The organism is Modestobacter sp. SYSU DS0657 (assembly GCF_054050925.1).
Genome location: NZ_JBJHAG010000005.1, coordinates 86,848 through 104,248 on the forward strand (window position 1 = coordinate 86,848; position 17,401 = coordinate 104,248).

A 17,401-nucleotide genomic window follows, 5' to 3' on the forward strand; every position below is an offset into this window, starting at 1 on the left:
CTGGGCCCGGTACCGGGCGATCACCGGGCGGCGATGGCGGTGAGCACGTCGAGCCGGGCGGCCCGGCGGGCGGGTAGCAGACCGGCGGCCAGGCCGGCGAGCACCGTCACGGCGGCGACGGCGAGCAGCCGGACCACGGGGACCTCCATGACGAACGGGCCGTCCCCGGACAACCCGGCCAGGGTGGCCGCGGCCAGACCGAGACCGAGACCGATCCCCACGACCGCGGCGACGGCGGCGATCAGCGCCGCCTCGGCGCGGACCATCGACGACAGCTGCGCGCGCGTCATGCCGACCGCCCGCAGCAGCCCGATCTCGCGGGTCCGTTCGACGATGGAAAGCGCCAGGGTGTTGGTGATGCCCAGCAGCGCGATGCAGACGGCGAAAGCGAGCAGCACGGTGATCAGGCCGAGCACCTGGTCGACGGCGGCGGCGCGACCGGCCGCGGCCTCGGCCTGGTCGAGCACCTCGGCGTTGGGGAAGTCGGCGACCGCTGTGCGCAGCGCCGTCCGCGCGTGGTCCGGGTCGGTGCCGTCGGCGAGGGCGACGTAGACGGTGGCGTCGACGTTCTCGCTGAAGTGGGCGGCGTAGGTGTCCAGGGAGATGACGTAGCTGGTGGACAGCGCGCGGGCGGAGTCGTCGGCCATCAGCCCGACCACCCGCAGCCGCTGGTCACCGTCGCGCGGGAGGGTCAGCGCGAGAGTGTCGCCGACGGACAGGCCGCGCTCGGCAGCAACGCCGTCGGCGAGCACTATGCCGCCGTCGGTGAGGGCGGCCAGGTCGCCGGCGGTCATGTCGATGTCGGCGACACGGGGCAGGGTGGCCGGGTCGACCGCGGTGAGCGCGCTGGTCGTGCCGGCGTCGAGCCAGTGGCCGTAGCGGACCGCGGAGACGGTGGCGACCTCGGGCAGGGCGGCGACGCGGGCGGCGATCTGCGGGGACAGTCCGCCGAGCATCTCGTCGCGGCTGCTCTGCACCAGCAGGTCGGCGGTGATCGCCTCACCGGTGGTCGCTCCGATGGCCTTCACCGAGCTGCCGAGCACCGTGACGAAGCCGATCAGCGCCAGGCTCAGCGCCAGGGCCATCGCGGTGGCTGCGGTACGCCGCGGGTTGCGCACCACGGACTCCCGGGCCAGCTGGCCGGGCACGCCGAGGCCGGTGAGCGGCCGGCCGACCGCGCGCGCGAGCCGCGGCGTCAGCACGGGGCCCAGCACGATCAGGCCGAACAGCAGCAGCACCGCGCCCAGCGCGACGCCGGCGATGTCGCGCAGCAGCGCGGCGGCAAGCAGTCCCGCCAGGCCGAGCGCGGAGGCCGCCCAGCCGGCGATCAGCCGGCCGCGTCGGGGGGCCGTCGGCACCGGGGCGGAGCTACGCATGGCCTCCACCGGCGCGGTGCGGGCAGCCCGTCGGGCCGGACCCAGCACTGCCAGCAGCGTGATCACCGTGCCGGCGGCCAGCCCGACGACGATCGTGCGGGCGGTGACCGTCAGCGGGCCGTCGGGCAGCGCCAACCCGACGCCGGAGGCCAACCCCCGGAGGGCGTAGGCGGCGCCGACTCCGGCGGCGGTGCCGCCCGCGGCGCCGGTGACGCCGACCAGCAGCGCCTCACCGAGCACGGAGACGAACACCTGCCGGCCGGTGGCTCCGGCGGCACGCAGCAGCGCCAGCTCCCCGGCGCGCTGGGTGAGCACGATGCCGAAGGTGTTGGCGGTCAGGAACCCGCCGACGACGAGACCGGCGGCGGCCAGCGCCAGCAGCACGATGCGCAGGTAGTCGATGCTCTCCTTGGCGGCGTCGGCGCTGGCGGCGGCGGCGTCCTGGGCGTTGGCCACGGCGTAGTCCTCGCCGAGGGCGGCGGCCAGATCGCCGCGCAGATCGGTCACGGCGACGTCGTCGGCGGCGAGCACGTCGAGCGAGGTGACTCCGGCGCTGAGGTCGAGCAGCGCCTGCGCGGTGGGCAGGTCGACCAGCGCCACCGTGCTGTTGGCCAGGCCGTCGCCGTCTCCGACGCCGGTCAGGCCGACCACGCGCAGCTGCCGGCTGGCGGTCGCCGACACGGTGACGGTGTCGCCGAGAGCGATGCCGTGCTCGGCGGCGGTCGCCGAGTCGAGCACCACCTCCCCGTCACCGGCCGGGGCGCGGCCGGCCCGCAGGCTGTAGGCGGTGAACGGGGCCTCGGCCCAGGAGGCGAGGATGGTCGGCCCCGCCAGTCCCACGGACTGCCCGTCGACCTGCAGCTGCCCTGGACCCGAGACCACCGCCCGGACCCGGTCGACACCGGGGGTGGCAGCGATGCGGTCGGCGAGGCCGACCGGTAGCGGGTCGCGCTGCACCTCGACCCCCATCGCGGCGTCGAAGGCGGCCGCACCCCGGACGGTGAGGTCGACGCCGGCGGCGGTGGCGCGGAACTGCTCGTCGAGCAGCCGACTGCTGGTGTCGGTGAGCACGAGGCTGCCGGCGGCGAACGCGACACCGAGCGCGACGGCCAGCCAGGTCAGCGCGAGCCGGGACCGGTGCGCGAGCGCGTTGGCGGAAGCCAGACGGAACATCTCGGCTCACACCCCCGCTCGCGTGTCGAGGCCGGCCATGCGGGCGAGCACCGTCTCGGCGGTGGGGTCGGGCAGCTCGTCGACGATGCGGCCGTCGGCGAGGAAGACGACGCGGTCGGCGGAGGCGGCCGCGACCGGATCGTGGGTGACCATGACGATCGTCTGGCCCAGCGTGCGGGTGGCGTTGCGCAGGAAGGACAGCAGCGCGGCGCCGGCGCGGGAGTCGAGGTTGCCGGTCGGCTCGTCGGCGAAGACCAGCTCTGGGCGGGCGATCAGCGCCCGGCCGACGGCGACACGCTGCTGCTGCCCCCCGGACAGCTGCGCCGGGCGGTGGTCGAGCCGGTCACCCAAGCGCAGCATCGCCACCAGCTCCTCCTGCCACGCCGGGTCGGGGCGCTTGCCGGCGAGCGTGAGCGGCAAGCTGATGTTCTCGGCGGCGGTCAGCGCCGGGATGAGGTTGAACGCCTGGAAGACGAAGCCGATCCGCTCGCGACGCAGCAGGGTGCGGTCGCGCTCGGACAGCGTGGTCAGGTCGGTGTCGCCGAGGAGGACCCGGCCGGAGTCGACGGCGTCGAGGCCGGCGAGGGCGTGCACGAGGGTCGACTTGCCCGACCCGGAGGGACCCATGACGGCGGTGAACTCACCGGCGGGGATCGCGACCGAGGCGCCGTCCAGGGCTCGGACGGTGGCATCGCCGCGGCCGTAGGTCTTGACCAGGTCGATGGCGCAGGCGGCGATCGGCGGCTCGTCTTCCGTCGTCGCGGCGGCCGGGACGGCGGAGGAGCGGGTCATGGTCTCTCCTGCAGAGGCGGGCCGAGGGTGCGGTGGGAGAAGAGGGCGGGCGGGCATGGCGTCTCCTGGGGGCGTGTGAGGCGGGTGGTCAGCGGGTGCGGCGCGCAGGGAGCGGGCCCCGGCCGCCCGCGCGAGCCGGTGGGTGCGGGCGTCGCGGAGCAGTTCGGCCTGGCGGGCGTGGAAGAGCTCCTCGGGGAGCAGGTTCACGGCGGGTGTCCCTTCGTGCGGGCGGTGCAGGGAGTGGGGGAGCGCCGGCGGCGGGAGCATCGCGGGCTTCCGCCGCCGGGCGGTCAGGGCAGGACGCGGTAGCCGGCCGCCTCGATCGCGGCGGCGATGTCGGCGCGGTCCACCGGCCGGGTGGCGGTGACGGTGGCCATGCCGCTGGACAGGTCGACGGTGACGGTCTCGACGCCGTCGACGGCGGCGACCTGCTCGGTGACCGCCTGGCGGCAGTGCGCGCAGGTCATCCCGGTCACGCGGAAGGTGGTAGCGCCGATGAAGGTGCGCGGGGTGCCGGACAGCATGGGGAGCTCCTGGTGCGTGCGGCGTCGGTCGGGAGGAGCCTCGGCGCCGGGTGGGTGCCTCTCACCGGGGAAATCGCCGGTATCTGTACTGGGATCGGCCGGGTCAATGCCCGTGCCCGTGCCCGTGCCCGTGCCCGTGCCCGTGGCCGGCGGTGCCGGCCGGGGGCTTGCCGCCGGGAACGGCGAGTGCGGTGAGCACGAACAGCGCGGCGAGGACGGCGGCGGTGACGGCGAACGCCCGGCCGTAGCCGTCGATGAGCCCGGCGGAGGTGGCGAGGTTGCCGGCGACGGCGGTGAGCGCGGCGACGCCGAGGGCGGCGCCGATCTCGTGGCCGGTCATCATCAGCCCCGAGGCCAGCCCGGAGCGCTCGGCGGGCACGTCGCTCATCGCGGCGACGGCGATGGCCACGAACATCGGGCCGACGCCGGCACCGACGAGCAGGAAGCCGGGCAGCACGTGCGCGGCGTAGGAGGTGCCGCCGGCGCTCGTGGCCAGCAGCAGCACGCCGGCGGCCAGCACGACCAACCCGCCGAGGATGAGGGTGCGGGCGCCGAGGTGGCCGATGACCTTCGACGCGGCGGCGGCGGCGAGGGTGATCGCGGCGGCCAGCGGCAGGAACTGCAAGCCGGCCACGACCGGCGTCGAGCCCACGATGGCCTGCAGGTACAGCGAGGTCAGGAAGATCGCGCCGACCACCACACCGGTGACACCGGCCATCACCGCCGAGGCCGAGACCAGCGACCGCATCCGCCAGGTGGCCGGCGGGATGAGCGGATCGGCGGCGCGCCGCTCGAGCCGGGCGAACGTCGTGAGCAGGGCGGCGGCGGCGGCCAGCGCGAGCCAGGTGCGCGGCGCGGCCCAGCCGGCCGAGCGGGTGGCCTCGATGCCGAACACCAGGGCCAGCAGCCCGCCGACCAGGGTGAGCGCACCGGGCACGTCGAGGTGGCGCAGCGCACCGGTCCTCGAGTTGCCGCGGGTCACGGTGCGCAGGGTGCCGAGCACGACGGCGATGCCGATCGGCACGTTGATGAAGAAGACCGCCCGCCAGCCCAGCGCGCTGGTCAGCGCCCCGCCGAAGAGCACGCCGGCGGCGATGCCGAGGCTGCCGACGGTGCCCCACACCGCGAGCGCGGTCTGCCGCTGCTTTCCGGCGTAGGCGGTCATGATGATCGACAAGGCGGCCGGGGTGAGCAGCGCCGCACCGGCACCCTGCGCCGCCCGGGCTCCGATGAGCGTGAGCGGGGTCTGCGCCAGGCCGCTGACCAGCGACGCGGCGGTGAACAGGGCGATACCGGCCAGGGCCGCGCGGCGCCGGTCGAGCAGGTCGGCGATCCGGCCGCCGAGCAGCAGCAGCCCGCCCGACAGCAGCACGTAGGCGCTGATCGTCCACTGGTAGTCCGCGGCCGACAGGCGCAGGGACTCGCTGATGGACGGCAGGGCGACGTTCACCACCGACACGTCCAGGATGACCATGAACTGGGCGGCGATCATCAGCGCGAACACCGTCCACGGCCGGCGCGGCTCGTCCGCGGCAGGTGCCGCGTGGCCGTGGCCGCAGGCGTGCGGGTGCTGGTGAGCGGGCGCCGCCGGTTCGATGGTGGGGTGGGCCGACATGGCTCCTCCTCGGAATGGGGCTGCGGGTCTGGCTGCCACGCTCGCCGCCGTCGAGGGCCCTCACGCCGGGAAAACCACCGGGATCACGATCACGGGACCTGTCCGCTGCGGTCGGTACGGTCCCGTTCGTGCTGGCCGGACGGGATGCCGAACGCGCGGCGATCGCTGCGCTGCTCGGCGCCGCCCGCGCCGGGGCCGGCGGATCCCTGGTGATCCGCGGCGTGGCCGGGTCGGGCAAGTCGACGCTGCTGGCCGACGCGGTCAGCGCCGCGGCCGGCATGCGTGTGCTGCGCACGTCGGGGGTGGAGTCGGAGTCGCCGCTGGCGTTCGCCGCGTTGCAGCGGCTGCTGTGGCCGCTGCGCGCCCGCCTGGACGCGCTCCCGGCGCGGCAGGCCGCCGCGCTGGGCGCGGCGCTGGGCGAGGCCGACGGCGAGGGCGATCGGTTCCTGGCGTTCCTGGGGACGCTGAGCCTGCTCGCCGACGCCGCCGAGGAGGCCCCGGTGCTGGTCGTGGTCGACGATGCGCACTGGCTCGATGACGCCTCGGCCGCGGCGCTGCTGTTCGTCGCTCGCCGGCTGCAGGCCGAGCGCGTCGCGCTGCTGTTCGCCGCCCGCGAGGGCGAGGCCTACGGCTTCGAGGCGCCCGACCTGCCCACCGCCGTGCTCGGTGGCGTGAGCGGTGCCGACGCCGAGGAACTGCTGACCGCCCAGGGCAACGGTGAGGTCGACCCGGCGGTGCGCGACCGGCTGGTGGCCGCGACCGGTGGCAACCCGCTCGCGCTCGGTGAGCTCGCCGCCGCGCTGACCGGTGACCAGCTGGCCGGGCGGGCGCCGCTGCCGACCCCGCTTCCGTTGACCGGCGGGGTCGAGCGCGGGTTCCTCGACCGGGTCCGTCGCCTGAGCGCGCCGGCCCAGCGGCTGCTGCTCCTGGTCGCAGCCGACGACACGGGCCGGCTGACCGTGGTCCGCGACGCCGCCTCGCGTCTCGACATCGCCGACGCCGCCCTGGACGAGGCAGAGGGGATCGGGCTGCTCCGCGTCGACGGCGACACCCTGGCGCTGTACCACCCGCTGGTCCGCTCGGCGGTGTACCGGGCGGCCACCAGCGCGCAGCGCCGCGCTGCCCACCGAGCGTTGGCCGACGTCCTCGGCGCCGACCCCGACAGGCGCGCCTGGCACCTGGCCGCGGCGGCCGATCGGCCCGACGAGACGGTGGTCGGCGCGCTCGACGGCGTCGCCGAGCGCGCCGCCGCCCGCGGAGGACACGAGGCCGCCTCCGCCGCCTGGGCCCGCGCCGCCGAACTGACCGTCGACAGCGCCGCCCGCGGCCGGCGGCTGTTCTCCGCTGCCTCTTCGGCCTGGCTCGGCGCCCATCCGTCGCACGCCGCCGGGCTGGCGGCCGCCGCCGCGGCCGACCTCACCGACCCGGTGCAGCGCGCACGGCTGCTGCTGCTGCAGGGCCAGATCGAGTGGAACACCCACTCCCTCGACGACGGCTACGACCTCGTCCTGGAGGCCGCCACCCTCGCCGCCACAGCCGACGAGGCGACCGCGCGGCCGCTGGCGATGCTCGCTGCGGCGCTGTCGGCGTTCGGGGCGCGCTCCCCGCGCCCGGTCGACCCCGCCACGCTGGTCGGCCAACCTCCCGCCGACGCACCGGCCACCGGCCGGGCTGCCTGGGAGCTGCTGCAGGGGTTCGCCGCCGTCGGCCGGCGGGACTGGGCGCACGCCGCGGCCGCGTTCCGGCGCGCGTTCGACCTGACCGACGCCGAGGCGCTCGACGGCGACCACGTGCTGCAGCCCAACCTCGGCATCGCCGCCTGGCTCATCGACGACGACGAGCGCAGCCTGCGGCTGCACGCCGAGCAGCTGACCGCCGCCCGCCGCGCCGGCGCGCTCAACATGGTCGAGCACGCCCTCACCCGCGGGTTCCCCGCGCAGCTGGCGACCGGGGCGTGGACGAGAGCCGCCGCAGCCGCCGCCGAGGCGCTGCCGCTGACCGCGAGCACCGGCTCCACTGGGCTGACCGCCCTGCCCACCGCGCAGCTGGCGGTGATCGCGGCCCTGCGCGGGGACGATGCCGCCAACCGCCACCTCGCCGACGTTGCCGCGGTCCGCGCGGCGCACCCGGTCGGCATCACCGACAGCCTCGTCACCGACCTGGCGCACTGGGCGCAGGCGCTGCGCGGCGCCGACCGGCCCGCGCCCGCGCTGCACCACCTGGAGCAGCTGCAGAACCCGATGCTGCGCCGCATGGCCGCCCTGGACGTCTTCGACATCGCCGTCCGCGCCGGCCGGACCGACGTCGTGCGCAGGTGGCTGGCCGAGGTCGAGCAGTTCGCCGCGGCCACCGGCATCGCCTCGGCGGTCGCCGTCACCGAGCACGGCCGCGCGCTGCTCGCCGACGGCCCGGACGCCGAGAAGCACTTCCTGGACGGCCTCGATGCGCACGCCGCCTCGCCGCGGCTGCCCGACCGGGCCCGCACCCAGCTTGCCTTCGGTGAGCACCTGCGGCGCACCCGACGGCGGGTCGACGCCCGCGAGCACCTGCGGGCCGCGCTCACCGTCTTCGAGGAGCTCGGCGCCGCGCCCTACGCCGAACGGGCCGCCCAGGAGTTGCGCGCCTCCGGGGAGACCGCCCGCCGCCGCGACGTCACCACCACCACCGAACTGACCGCGCAGGAGCGCCAGGTCGCCGCACTCGTCCGGCAGGGCCTGTCGAATCGGGACGTCGCGGCGCGGCTGTTCGTGTCCCCCCGCACCGTCGACTTCCACCTGCGCAACGTGTTCAGCAAGCTCGGCGTGGCCTCCCGGGCGGAGCTCACCGCTCTTCCGGTCGACTAGCCGCAGGGCTCGGGCCTGCTCCGTCGCCGTGCCGGCGCCCGGAACCGACCTGGCGGTTCTCCCCGGGTGCCCGGACCGGCCGGCGCGACGTGCCCGGCCGGCACGTTCCCGGCCTGCCCGGGCAGACCTGCCGCGGCTCCGCCCGGCTCGCCTCCTCGGCGCTCACGCCGGGCGCTGGCCGCCCGGCTCATCGCGGTCGCCGCCGGGCCGCAGCAGCCCACCGGCCCGGCCCCGGCAATCCCGGCGGTTCTCCCGGCGTGACGCCGGCGGTCCGTTCCTAGCGTCGGCCTCAGCTCACCGAGCCACTGATCCGCGACCGACCGCGCACCTGAGGAGCCCTGGATGGCCCACCACCCCACCCCTGCTGCACGTCCCGCGCGGACCGGCCTGCTCGCCGGGCTGCTCGCCGCCGCGGCCGGTGAGATCGCCGCTTCCGCCACGCGCCGTGGCCGCTCACCGTCCTCCGGTCTGGCCCGCGGCCTGGTCGACGCCGCCCCCGCGATGCTCGTCGACGGCGGCGTCGGCCTCGTCGGCCGGGCCGACAAACCCGGCCTGGCCGTGCTCGCGGCCGGTGCCAGCGGCCTCGCCGCCACCGTTGGCGGCACCGTGGCCGGCCGCCGCCCGCTGCTCGGTGCCGCCCTGGCCGTTGCTCCGCACGCCGTCGGCGGCTACCTGGCCCTGCGCCGCGGCGACGCCTCGACGCGGGACACCGCCGCCGCCACGGCCGCCGGCATGCTCACCGCCGCGGCCGCGGTCGCCCCGCTGCCGGTACCGCCGCCGGCCGTGCTGGCCGCCGCCATGGCGGGTACGGGCGCGGTCGTGGCCGCCGACCGGCGGGCGCGTCGTCGGGGCGCCGCCGCGCTGCGCGACCAGGTGGCACTGCCCGCACCCGTCCGGCCGCTGCCGCCCGTGTCTGCCGCCGACGCCGCCCGGTGTCCGGGCGTCGCCCCGCTGCTGGCCGAGCCCGGTGAGCTGGTCGTCATCGACGTCACCGTCCCCGAGCCGCGCACCGACCTGGAGACCTGGCGACTCGAGGTGGACGGCGAGGCGGAACGGCCGCTGTCGCTCACCTTGCCCGAGGTGCTCGCGCTGCCGTTGGAGGAGCGGGACCTGCTGATGATCTGCGTGCACAACCCGGTCGGCGGCGACCGGATGGGCTGCGCCCGCTGGACCGGTGTCGGCCTGGCCGACCTGCTCGAGCGGGCCGGCGTCACTGACGACGACGGCTGGTTGGTCGCCGAGGCCGTCGACGGCTACACCAACGTGCTCCCGCTCGACGCGGCCCGCCGGCACGGCTTCCTCGCCGTCGGCATGGCCGGCCAACCGCTGCCCCGCGAGCACGGCGGTCCCGCCCGGCTGCTCGTCTCCGGCCGGCACGGGCAGGACGGCAACATCAAGTGGCTGCGGCGGCTGACCGTCACCGCGACACCTCCACCGTCCTACTGGGGCTCGCGCGGCTGGACCGACGGCACCTACCCGGTGCACCCGTCCTCCCGCATCGACGCCCCCGGCCGGCACGCCCACGTCCAGGGAGGCGAGGCCACGATCCGCGGCTACGCCTGGGCACCGCCCGTCGGCGTCGACCGCGTGCAGCTGCAGACCGACGGCGGCCCGTGGACCGACGCCACCCTCGGCGTCGACCTCGGCCCGGACGCCTGGCGGCCGTGGACAGCCCGATGGGCGGCCACGCCCGGTACGCACCGGCTGCGCGTCCGGTGCCGCACGACCACCGGCCAGTGGCAGGAGGGGACGACCACGACACCTTTCCCGCACGGCGTGCGCGGCCTCCACGCCATCACCGTCCACGTCGGCGGCAGTCCCGGCGGTCCGGCGCTGCGCCGGCTGGTCGGCCCGGGCGTCACCCGTGCGAGCTGGGCGGTGCGGAGTGTCGCCGCGTGGCGTCATCGAGAGCCCAGCGGTCCAGCCGCGACCCGGCCCGCCGACCCGGCCACCTGACCTCACGCATCGCCCCCCACCCGCACCATTCACTCCGACCGTTCTGCGCCGTTCGCAGGAGAGGTGTTCCGATCAGCGCTCTTCCCTGACCTCACAGGAGATCGTCATCGAGACGTTCCCCCCTTGTCCGGAGGTGATTGCGGCGGGACCGCTCTAGGGCACCATCTCCGACGTGACCACCGTTCGCATCGCCCAGGACGACGCCGCCGACGACCTGCTCGGACGCGACCCGCTCGCGCTCCTCCTCGGGATGCTCCTGGACCAGCAGTTCCCGATGGAGCGCGCGTTCGCCGGCCCCCGCCTGCTGGCCGACCGGCTCGGGGTGGAGACCCTCGACGCCGCGGCGATCGCCACCGCCGACCCGGAGCACCTGGCGCAGGTGTTCCAGGGGCCGCCCGCGGTGCACCGGTACCCGGGCTCCATGGCGGCTCGCGCCCAGGCGCTGTGCCAACTGCTGGTCGACCGCTACGACGGCCGGGCCGAGCGGCTGTGGGCCGACGCCCCGGACGGCGCGACGCTGCTCCGGCGGGTCGGGGAGCTGCCGGGCTTCGGCGCCCAGAAGGCGAAGATCTTCGTCGCGCTCCTCGGCAAGCAGTACGGCGTCACGCCGCCGGGCTGGCGGGAGGCGGCGGGGGAGTACGGCGCGGAGGGTTCGCGCCGCTCGGTCGCCGACATCACCGACCCGGCCTCGCTGGCCGAGGTGCGCGCCCACAAGCAGTCGGTGAAGCAGGCCGCCAAGGAGGCGAAGGTCGCCCGGGGCTGACCGGCCGGGCTCGTGCTTAGCCACCTGCATGGCGAGCGATCGGGTGGCACGATGGGCGGGTGAGGAGCCGGGGGCTCCGGGGGCCGGTCGTTCCATCCAGCGCGACCCACAGCCGACCACCGCCGCCCTTCCCCCGGCCCGGTCCAGGAAGGGCGTCCGTGGCCTCCAGCCAGCCGACCAGCCGACAGCAGCGCAGTGAGCCGCTGCTCATCACCGAGGCTGCCCCCAGCCTCTCCGAACAGCACGACGCCCGCGTGCGGCGCTACCTCATCACGATGGGCATCCGCTGCCTCAGCGTGATCGCCGCAGCGGTCAGCTACCAGTACTCGCTGTGGCTGATGATCGGTTTCGCGGTCCTCGGCACGATCCTGCCGTGGATCGCGGTGGTCATGGCCAACGACCGCCCGCCGAAGAAGAAGCTCGACCCGAACCGCTACCGGCCCTCCCCGCCGGACCGGATCCTGGAGTCCGGCAGCAGCAAGGCTCGCGTCATCGACATGTGAGCCGGCGGGCTCCGGGCCGGGCCACCACCACGGCGACCCGGCCTTCGGGCGTCGCCCGGCCACGTGCCCGACGGCAGCACCCCGGCGGCGGGGGCGTCGTCCACCTCTGGGGGAGAGGACGGACGGAGTTCCGGTGGAGGCGTTGGGCGGCCTGTCATCATGGTGGCGCCCCGTGACGGCCGGATCCCGGCCCGAACCCGAGAACTGAGGGAGCAGCCCATGAGCAGCGCCGACATCCTCGAGCGCCCGGACGTCCGCGACGCCGACACCGGCAACGCCAACGAGGTCTTCCACTACGTGAAGAAGAACCAGATCGCCGAGAGCGCGGTCATGGGCACCATGGTCGAGGCGCTGTGCGGTGAGGTCTTCCCGGTGACCAAGAGCCCGAAGCCGGGCAGCCCGGTCTGCCCGGCCTGCCAGGAGGTCTACAACCAGCTGAAGAAGTGAAGGACCCCGTCCTCCTCACCCCTCGCAAGCTCGGGGTGGGCCTCTGGACGGGGCGGGCCCGGGGGCCGTTCCATCGAGGACGGGCCGGGCGCGGGGCCGATCAGCGCAGGCCGAGCTTGTGGGCCTCCAGCTCGATCTTGGCGGCACGACGGCGCTGCCGGCGGTCCTCGTGGCGCTTGCGCGGTGCCGGCCAGCGGGACTCGACCGTGGCGTTGAGCTCGGCGCCCAGCAGCATGGAGAAGCCCAGCAGGAAGCAGTACAGCAGCGCCGCGATCGGCGCCGCCAGTGCCCCGTAGGGCAGTGCCGTGGTGAGGATGTCGGCCACGTAGCCGCGGAGCACCACCGCCGCGGCGATGAAGAAGCCGACGGCGAACAGCCCGCCGGGCAGGTGCCGGTGCCAGGGGATCCGCCGGGGCAGGATCACGTGGTAGAAGCTCGTGAGCGCCAGGACCAGCCCGATCACCACGACCGGCCAGTACACGGCGTCGACGAGCAGCGTGGCGGTGTCCTGCCAGTCGGTCGGCAGCAGGGCCACCAGGGTCCCGCGCCCGAGCACCAGCAGCGGCAGTGTCAGCACGGCGATGACCAGGCCGATGACGAACAGCCACAGGGCCATGAGGCGGGTCCGGATGGGGCCCCGGACGTCCCGCTGGTCGTAGGCGATGACGATCGTGTTCATGAACGTCGCCGTGGCGGAGGAGCCGGCCCACAGCGAGACCAGGAAACCCAGGCTCACGATGTCCAGCCGCCCCGAGTTGAGGATGTCGTTGAGCGTCGGCTGGACCAGGTCGGCCACGACACCCTCGGTGAGCGCCTCCGCGGACGCGGCGACCAGCTCGGCCTCGATCTGCTCGACCGCGTCGGTGCCGATCCACGAGCTCAGGTAGCCCAGCGACCCGAGCAGCCCGATGAGCAGCGGGGGGACCGACAGGATCTGCCAGAACGCGGCCTCGGCGGACAGCCCGAGGATGCGGTCCTGCCAGGCCTTGGCCAGCGTCCGACCCAGCACGTGCAGCGGCACCCGGATCGGGGCCGGCCAGCCGGCCACGCGGGTGCGCCGGACGCGGGTGGCACCCGCGGGCACCGGGTCCACCAGGTCCCGGTCCGGGGTCGGCTGCTCCACGGAGGAGCGCGGAACAGCGGCGGCCACCCGCTCAGTGTGCACGCCTGCCCGTCGGCGCGTGACCGGTCCACCGGGCCGGCCGCCCGCCGCGCGAGGAGGAGGCGTCAGCCGCCCGGCGTCGCCGTCGGCGTGCCGGGAGCGGCCGTCTCGCCCCCTGTGGTCTCGCCCTCTGCCGTCTCGCCGGCTGCCGGCTCGGCCGGCGGCGGGACGCACCGGATGACCGCCTCGGCGGCGTAGCGGGTCTCGAAGGCCTCCCGCCGGAGCTCGGCGCCGGTGTTCAGGTCCTGGAACACCCGGGTCACGGTGATGTCGAAGCCGGTCGAGCCGGACTGCGGGGTGCAGTTGCCGTCATCGATCTTCTCCTGCACGGCCGGGGCCCGGAGGTTGCGGCGTTCGCTGCTGATCGACTCGATGTCGTAGCGCTTGGTGCCCCAGAAGGTCACCGTGATCGACCCGGGCACCCACTCGGTCTGCACGTAGATGCCGGCGTCGGTGTCGTTGCGCCACTTGAGGTCGATCTGCCCCTCGTACACCGTCGCCTCCCGGCCGGCGGGGTAGCGGCTGATGTAGAAGCTGTGCGGCTTGTGGTAGACGTCCTCGAGGCCGGCGAAGAAGACGGCGTTGAACATCGTGGTGGCGAACTGGCTGATCCCGCCACCGACCGCCTGGGAGATCTCGCCGCCGCTGATCACCGCGGCCGGCACGTACCCCTGCGCCGTGCCGCGAGGGCCCGTGTAGCCGTTCAGGCTGAACGTCTCCCCGGGGCGCACCAGCGCGCCGTCCACCTCGGCGGCGACCACGCGGATGTTCGTGCCGCTGGCCGCGTTGGTGAAGTTCGTGGTGAAGGAGCTGACCTCTTCCGTGATGCCCAGCGCCTCCGCCTGCTCGGTGGTGAAGGCGGCCGGCACGGGGCCGAGGACGGCGGTGACCTCGCGGGGAGCCGGCTGGGCGAGCACCGGCATCAACTGCTCGGCCAGGTCGGCGGGGTTGATGCCCTCCCCGTCGACCGACGGGACGACGGCGATCGAGCCACCGGACACCTCGAAGCGGGCGTCCTGCGCGGGGGAGCCGAAGACGGCGAACTGGTCGCCCATCTGTGCCTGCAGCACGTCGGGGTCGATGGCGACGTCGAGGGTTCCGTCCTCCTGCGGGGTGAAGGTCAGCGATGCGGCGATCGCCGGCACCGTGACCTCCGCGGAGTCGGCACCGTCGGCGCCCACGACCCGCACCGGAGCCGACAGGGCGGGGGTGACCGTCTCCTCCAGCACCCGCTGGGCCTCGCTGACGGGCACCGTCGCCGGGTCGACGTCGACGGGCAGCTCGATGACCTGGCTCGGATCGCCTCCGCTGGCCAGGGCATCGGTGATCGCCTCGGCGGCGCCCTCGCGGTCCAGGCGGCGTCCGTCCTCGGCCTGGACCACCCGGGGTTCGGTGCCCTCGATGGCCACGGTCGCCTCGATCGGGGGCTGGTCGACGGTGGCGGCCAGCTGGTCGACCTGTGCGGTGAGCGCGGTCTCGTCACCGGTGAGCACCGGGGTGACGGTGCGGTCGGCGAACAGCGAGGACAGCCGTGTCCAGGGGTTGAGCGGCTGGTCGTCGGCGGCGTCCACGGTGGCCGGCACGTCGAGGGTGATCCCGGCGGCCGGGGGGTGCACGACGCCCTCGACGTCATCGGCGCGCACCGGGTGGTCGGCGGCGACGCGGGGTGCCAGCTCGTCCTCCAGCCGCATCGAGGCAGCCGCCGGGGTCAGCCCACCGAGATCCACGCCGCCGACCACGGTGTTCCGGGGCACGTCGCCCGAGGAGGCTGCGAGGTCGATGCCGTAGGCCGCGCCGAGCACGACGACCGCTGCCGCCGGGGCCAGCACGGCGGTCCGTCGCCACCACGGGCGGCCGGGGCCGGCGTCGTCGGCGGGCGGGCCGTCGGGGCCGTCGCTGTCGGGGCCATCGGGGCCATCGTCGTGCCCGGCCGTGGGGGCCGCGGCGGCGGTGGTACCGCCGTCGTCCCGTCCCGGGCCGGCCGGCAGCAGCGCCGTGGACTCCTCGGGGGTGGGGTCGGCGTCGGGGTGGGACGGGCCGGTGCCGTCGGCCGGGCCGGGGTCGTCACCGGCGGCGGTGGCTTCCGGGGCGGTGGCTTCCGGGGCGGGCGGCTCGGCGGCGGGCGGCTCGACGGCGGGGACCTCGACCGGCCGGGTGGCCGACCAGGAGGCGGTCTCGTCGATCGGCGGCGCCGCCACGACCTCGTCCGGTGCTGCAGCGCGGTCCGGTGCTGCGCCGGCGTCGGGGCCGGCGGGCTCCGTGGTCCCGGAGGCCTCCGTGTGCCTCGTGGGCCTCGTGGGCTCGGCGGCCTCCGGAGCGCGGGGCGGGGAGACGGCGGACGGTGGCGGGGTGGGGCGGCCGCTGCTCACCGTGCCGTCCGGGTGCAGTCGCACCGTGTCGCTGTCTCGGGCGGGGTCCTGCGGCATGACACGTACTCCTGCTCGATCGGGACGGCCGGGCCGTCCCGGGGACGACGAAGCCGCCGGCCCCCCGTCCGCGCGAGGCGGGGGCGGGGAGTCGGCGGCTTCGTCGAGTGAGGGCTTCATCGCTGGCGCGACGATAGAGGCCCTCCTCAGTTGCTGAGGCGCGCCTCGCCGTCGGTGTCGATGATGTCGACGGCGATGTCGCGGAGCTTGCTGTCGTACTCACGGGCGTGGTGCCCGCAGAACACGAGGTCGCTGCCGTTGCCGAGGACCACGCGCACCTTGGCCAGAGCCCCACAGCGGTCGCAGTGGAAGGGAACGACGAGGTCGTCGGTCGGCGGGGTCGTCGTCAGCGTCTGGGTCATCTGGCTCATCACTCGCTCTCTACCGCACGGACCCGCGGCTGCGGATCGGCCTCCTGCACAGCGCCAGGATGGCCCCTCGTGTTCCCGATCCACACTCCGATGTGCACGGACTCGCCGAATGAGATGAGTACGTGACCGACGGGGTGCGGTGGTGCTGGTGATCGGGTCAGCAGGGGACGTCACTGGTTTCGGAACTCGGTCCGGGTGGTTCACGTGCTGGTCGTGCTGCGCCGGCTCAGGCCGACGGTGGGTCCGCTGCTGTTCTGATGGGGCCCACGCTACGCCGTCTACCCGGTCCGTGCCGCCGTACACCGAGCCGTCACCCGTCAGAGGCGCTGGGATCGCCCGCGAGGCGCACACCGGAGCGGCCAGGCGGGTGTCCACCCGGTGTCCGGCTAGGGTCGTGCGCGTGGCGCTGTCCGACGAGGCGGATCCGATGGCCGGCATGGTCGAGGCCGGGCTCGGCGGCCGGGCCGAGGGCGTGACCGAGGTGGTCACCGGGGGCCTGCGGCCGCAGGCGCTGCTGCTGGCGTTCTTCGCCGAGCACGTCCTGGACCGGGGTGTGCTGGTGGCGACCGGGAGCCTGCTGGAGGTGCTGGAACGGGCCGGGGTGTCCGAGCACGCGACGCGCTCGACGCTGAGCCGGATGGCCCGCGGTGACCTGCTCACCCGGGTGCGGCGTGGGCGGCAGGTCTACCTGGGGCTGACCCGTCGCTCCCAGGAGGTGCTGCGCGACGGCGGCCGGCGGGTGTGGCACTCCGGCGTGGTGAACGAGAACTGGGACGGCACGTGGGTGCTGCTCGGCTTCTCGCTGCCCGAGTCCTGGCAGCGCCAGCGGCACGAGTTGCGCTCGCAGCTGGCGTGGGCCGGGTTCGCCCCGCTGCAGGGCGGGCTCTGGGTGGCGCCGTCCGGGGTCGACCTGACGGCCGTGGGCCAGGACCCGGCGGTCGCCCCGCTCATCCGGGTCTTCGCCGCCAGTGCGCTGCCACCGACCGACGTCGACGCCATGGTGCGCGACGCCTGGGACCTGACGGCGATCGCGGGCCGGTACACCGGCTTCCTCGAGCGCTGGGAGCTCCCGGAGCACCGGCCGCGGCTGCCCGGGCTGGCCCTGCAGCTCACCCTCGACGCGGACTGGCTGCAGGTGATCCGCCGGGACCCGCGGCTGCCGGCCCGGCACCTGCCGCCGGGTTGGCCGGCGGCCCGGGCGCAGCAGGTGTTCCGGTCGCTGCACGCGGAGTTCGACGCGGAGGCTCGTTCGGTCGCCGACGCCGTCCTGGACACGATCCCCGAGGAGGAGGGCGGCGCCTGAGGCCGCCGTCCCCGGGCCGGGACGCAGCAGGGCCCCCGAGCGGATCGCCCGGGGGCCCTGCACGGCCAGTCATTGCCGGCCACTCTTGATGGCCCCTCTCCAGGGGCCCGCGCCGAGCTTGCGAGGCGTGGGGTGGAGAGGGGTCCT

Annotated in this window: 13 protein-coding genes; 6 read left to right on the forward strand and 7 right to left on the reverse strand. The window is 75.4% G+C overall.

Translation table 11 applies throughout. The features are described 5' to 3' along the window. Positions 1-20: 20 nt before the first annotated feature. The 4 genes from ACI79A_RS05350 to ACI79A_RS05365 all read right to left on the reverse strand — a co-directional run bounded on the left by ACI79A_RS05350 (position 21) and on the right by ACI79A_RS05365 (position 5,480). Positions 21-2,549 carry an FtsX-like permease family protein gene (locus ACI79A_RS05350; RefSeq protein WP_457080710.1) on the reverse strand — a complete coding sequence of 843 codons (2,529 nt, stop codon included), beginning with the start codon at positions 2,547-2,549 and terminating at the stop codon, positions 21-23. A 6-nt stretch (positions 2,550-2,555) separates the two neighbouring features. Beyond that, complete coding sequence (locus ACI79A_RS05355; RefSeq protein ID WP_457080713.1) at positions 2,556-3,341, reverse strand: ABC transporter ATP-binding protein; 786 nt, start codon at positions 3,339-3,341, stop codon at positions 2,556-2,558. Positions 3,342-3,631: 290 nt separating this feature from the next. After that, on the reverse strand, positions 3,632-3,865 hold the full coding sequence (locus ACI79A_RS05360) for a heavy-metal-associated domain-containing protein (RefSeq protein ID WP_457080715.1): 234 nt from the start codon (positions 3,863-3,865) through the stop codon (positions 3,632-3,634). A gap of 103 nt (positions 3,866-3,968) precedes the next feature. Continuing rightward, positions 3,969-5,480 (reverse strand): MFS transporter, encoded by a 1,512-nt coding sequence (locus ACI79A_RS05365; RefSeq protein WP_457080717.1) that lies wholly within the window; start codon positions 5,478-5,480, stop codon positions 3,969-3,971. 128 nt (positions 5,481-5,608) lie between these two features. Here ACI79A_RS05365 and ACI79A_RS05370 point away from each other — a divergent pair, with 128 nt between their 5' ends. From ACI79A_RS05370 to ACI79A_RS05390, 5 genes are all read left to right on the forward strand, one after another. Further along, the gene (locus ACI79A_RS05370; RefSeq protein WP_457080719.1) at positions 5,609-8,323 is read left to right on the forward strand and encodes an AAA family ATPase; all 2,715 of its coding nucleotides are present in this window, start codon (positions 5,609-5,611) and stop codon (positions 8,321-8,323) included. 342 nt (positions 8,324-8,665) lie between these two features. Continuing rightward, positions 8,666-10,279, forward strand: coding sequence for a molybdopterin-dependent oxidoreductase (locus ACI79A_RS05375; protein WP_457080721.1), 1,614 nt, complete (start codon positions 8,666-8,668; stop codon positions 10,277-10,279). Positions 10,280-10,451: 172 nt separating this feature from the next. Then, the gene (locus ACI79A_RS05380) at positions 10,452-11,042 is read left to right on the forward strand and encodes an HhH-GPD-type base excision DNA repair protein (protein WP_457080723.1); all 591 of its coding nucleotides are present in this window, start codon (positions 10,452-10,454) and stop codon (positions 11,040-11,042) included. A 158-nt stretch (positions 11,043-11,200) separates the two neighbouring features. After that, positions 11,201-11,545, forward strand: coding sequence for a DUF3099 domain-containing protein (locus ACI79A_RS05385; protein ID WP_457080725.1), 345 nt, complete (start codon positions 11,201-11,203; stop codon positions 11,543-11,545). Positions 11,546-11,764: 219 nt separating this feature from the next. After that, positions 11,765-11,992 carry a DUF3039 domain-containing protein gene (locus ACI79A_RS05390; RefSeq protein ID WP_457075486.1) on the forward strand — a complete coding sequence of 76 codons (228 nt, stop codon included), beginning with the start codon at positions 11,765-11,767 and terminating at the stop codon, positions 11,990-11,992. Between the two features lie 100 nt (positions 11,993-12,092). Here the strand turns inward: ACI79A_RS05390 and ACI79A_RS05395 are convergent, their stop codons facing one another. The 3 genes from ACI79A_RS05395 to ACI79A_RS05405 form a co-directional block, all read right to left on the reverse strand. Continuing rightward, positions 12,093-13,142, reverse strand: a complete 1,050-nt coding sequence (locus tag ACI79A_RS05395) for a YihY/virulence factor BrkB family protein (RefSeq protein WP_457080728.1) — start codon at positions 13,140-13,142, stop codon at positions 12,093-12,095. 77 nt (positions 13,143-13,219) lie between these two features. Beyond that, positions 13,220-15,352 (reverse strand): VanW family protein, encoded by a 2,133-nt coding sequence (locus ACI79A_RS05400; protein WP_457080730.1) that lies wholly within the window; start codon positions 15,350-15,352, stop codon positions 13,220-13,222. Between the two features lie 374 nt (positions 15,353-15,726). Continuing rightward, complete coding sequence (locus ACI79A_RS05405) at positions 15,727-15,951, reverse strand: DUF7455 domain-containing protein (protein WP_457080732.1); 225 nt, start codon at positions 15,949-15,951, stop codon at positions 15,727-15,729. A gap of 400 nt (positions 15,952-16,351) precedes the next feature. Here ACI79A_RS05405 and ACI79A_RS05410 point away from each other — a divergent pair, with 400 nt between their 5' ends. Next, the gene (locus tag ACI79A_RS05410) at positions 16,352-17,254 is read left to right on the forward strand and encodes a PaaX family transcriptional regulator (protein WP_457080734.1); all 903 of its coding nucleotides are present in this window, start codon (positions 16,352-16,354) and stop codon (positions 17,252-17,254) included. The last annotated feature ends 147 nt before the right edge of the window (positions 17,255-17,401 follow it).

What these genes read in the sequence shown, in the direction of transcription:
- ACI79A_RS05365 (WP_457080717.1), bottom strand. Translation starts at nt 5,480, where the DNA reads ATGTCGGCCCACCCCACCATCGAACCGGCGGCGCCCGCTCACCAGCAC.
- ACI79A_RS05355 (WP_457080713.1), bottom strand. Translation starts at nt 3,341, where the DNA reads ATGACCCGCTCCTCCGCCGTCCCGGCCGCCGCGACGACGGAAGACGAG.
- ACI79A_RS05350 (WP_457080710.1), bottom strand. Translation starts at nt 2,549, where the DNA reads ATGTTCCGTCTGGCTTCCGCCAACGCGCTCGCGCACCGGTCCCGGCTC.
- ACI79A_RS05390 (WP_457075486.1), top strand. Translation starts at nt 11,765, where the DNA reads ATGAGCAGCGCCGACATCCTCGAGCGCCCGGACGTCCGCGACGCCGAC.
- ACI79A_RS05405 (WP_457080732.1), bottom strand. Translation starts at nt 15,951, where the DNA reads ATGAGCCAGATGACCCAGACGCTGACGACGACCCCGCCGACCGACGAC.
- ACI79A_RS05360 (WP_457080715.1), bottom strand. Translation starts at nt 3,865, where the DNA reads ATGCTGTCCGGCACCCCGCGCACCTTCATCGGCGCTACCACCTTCCGC.
- ACI79A_RS05375 (WP_457080721.1), top strand. Translation starts at nt 8,666, where the DNA reads ATGGCCCACCACCCCACCCCTGCTGCACGTCCCGCGCGGACCGGCCTG.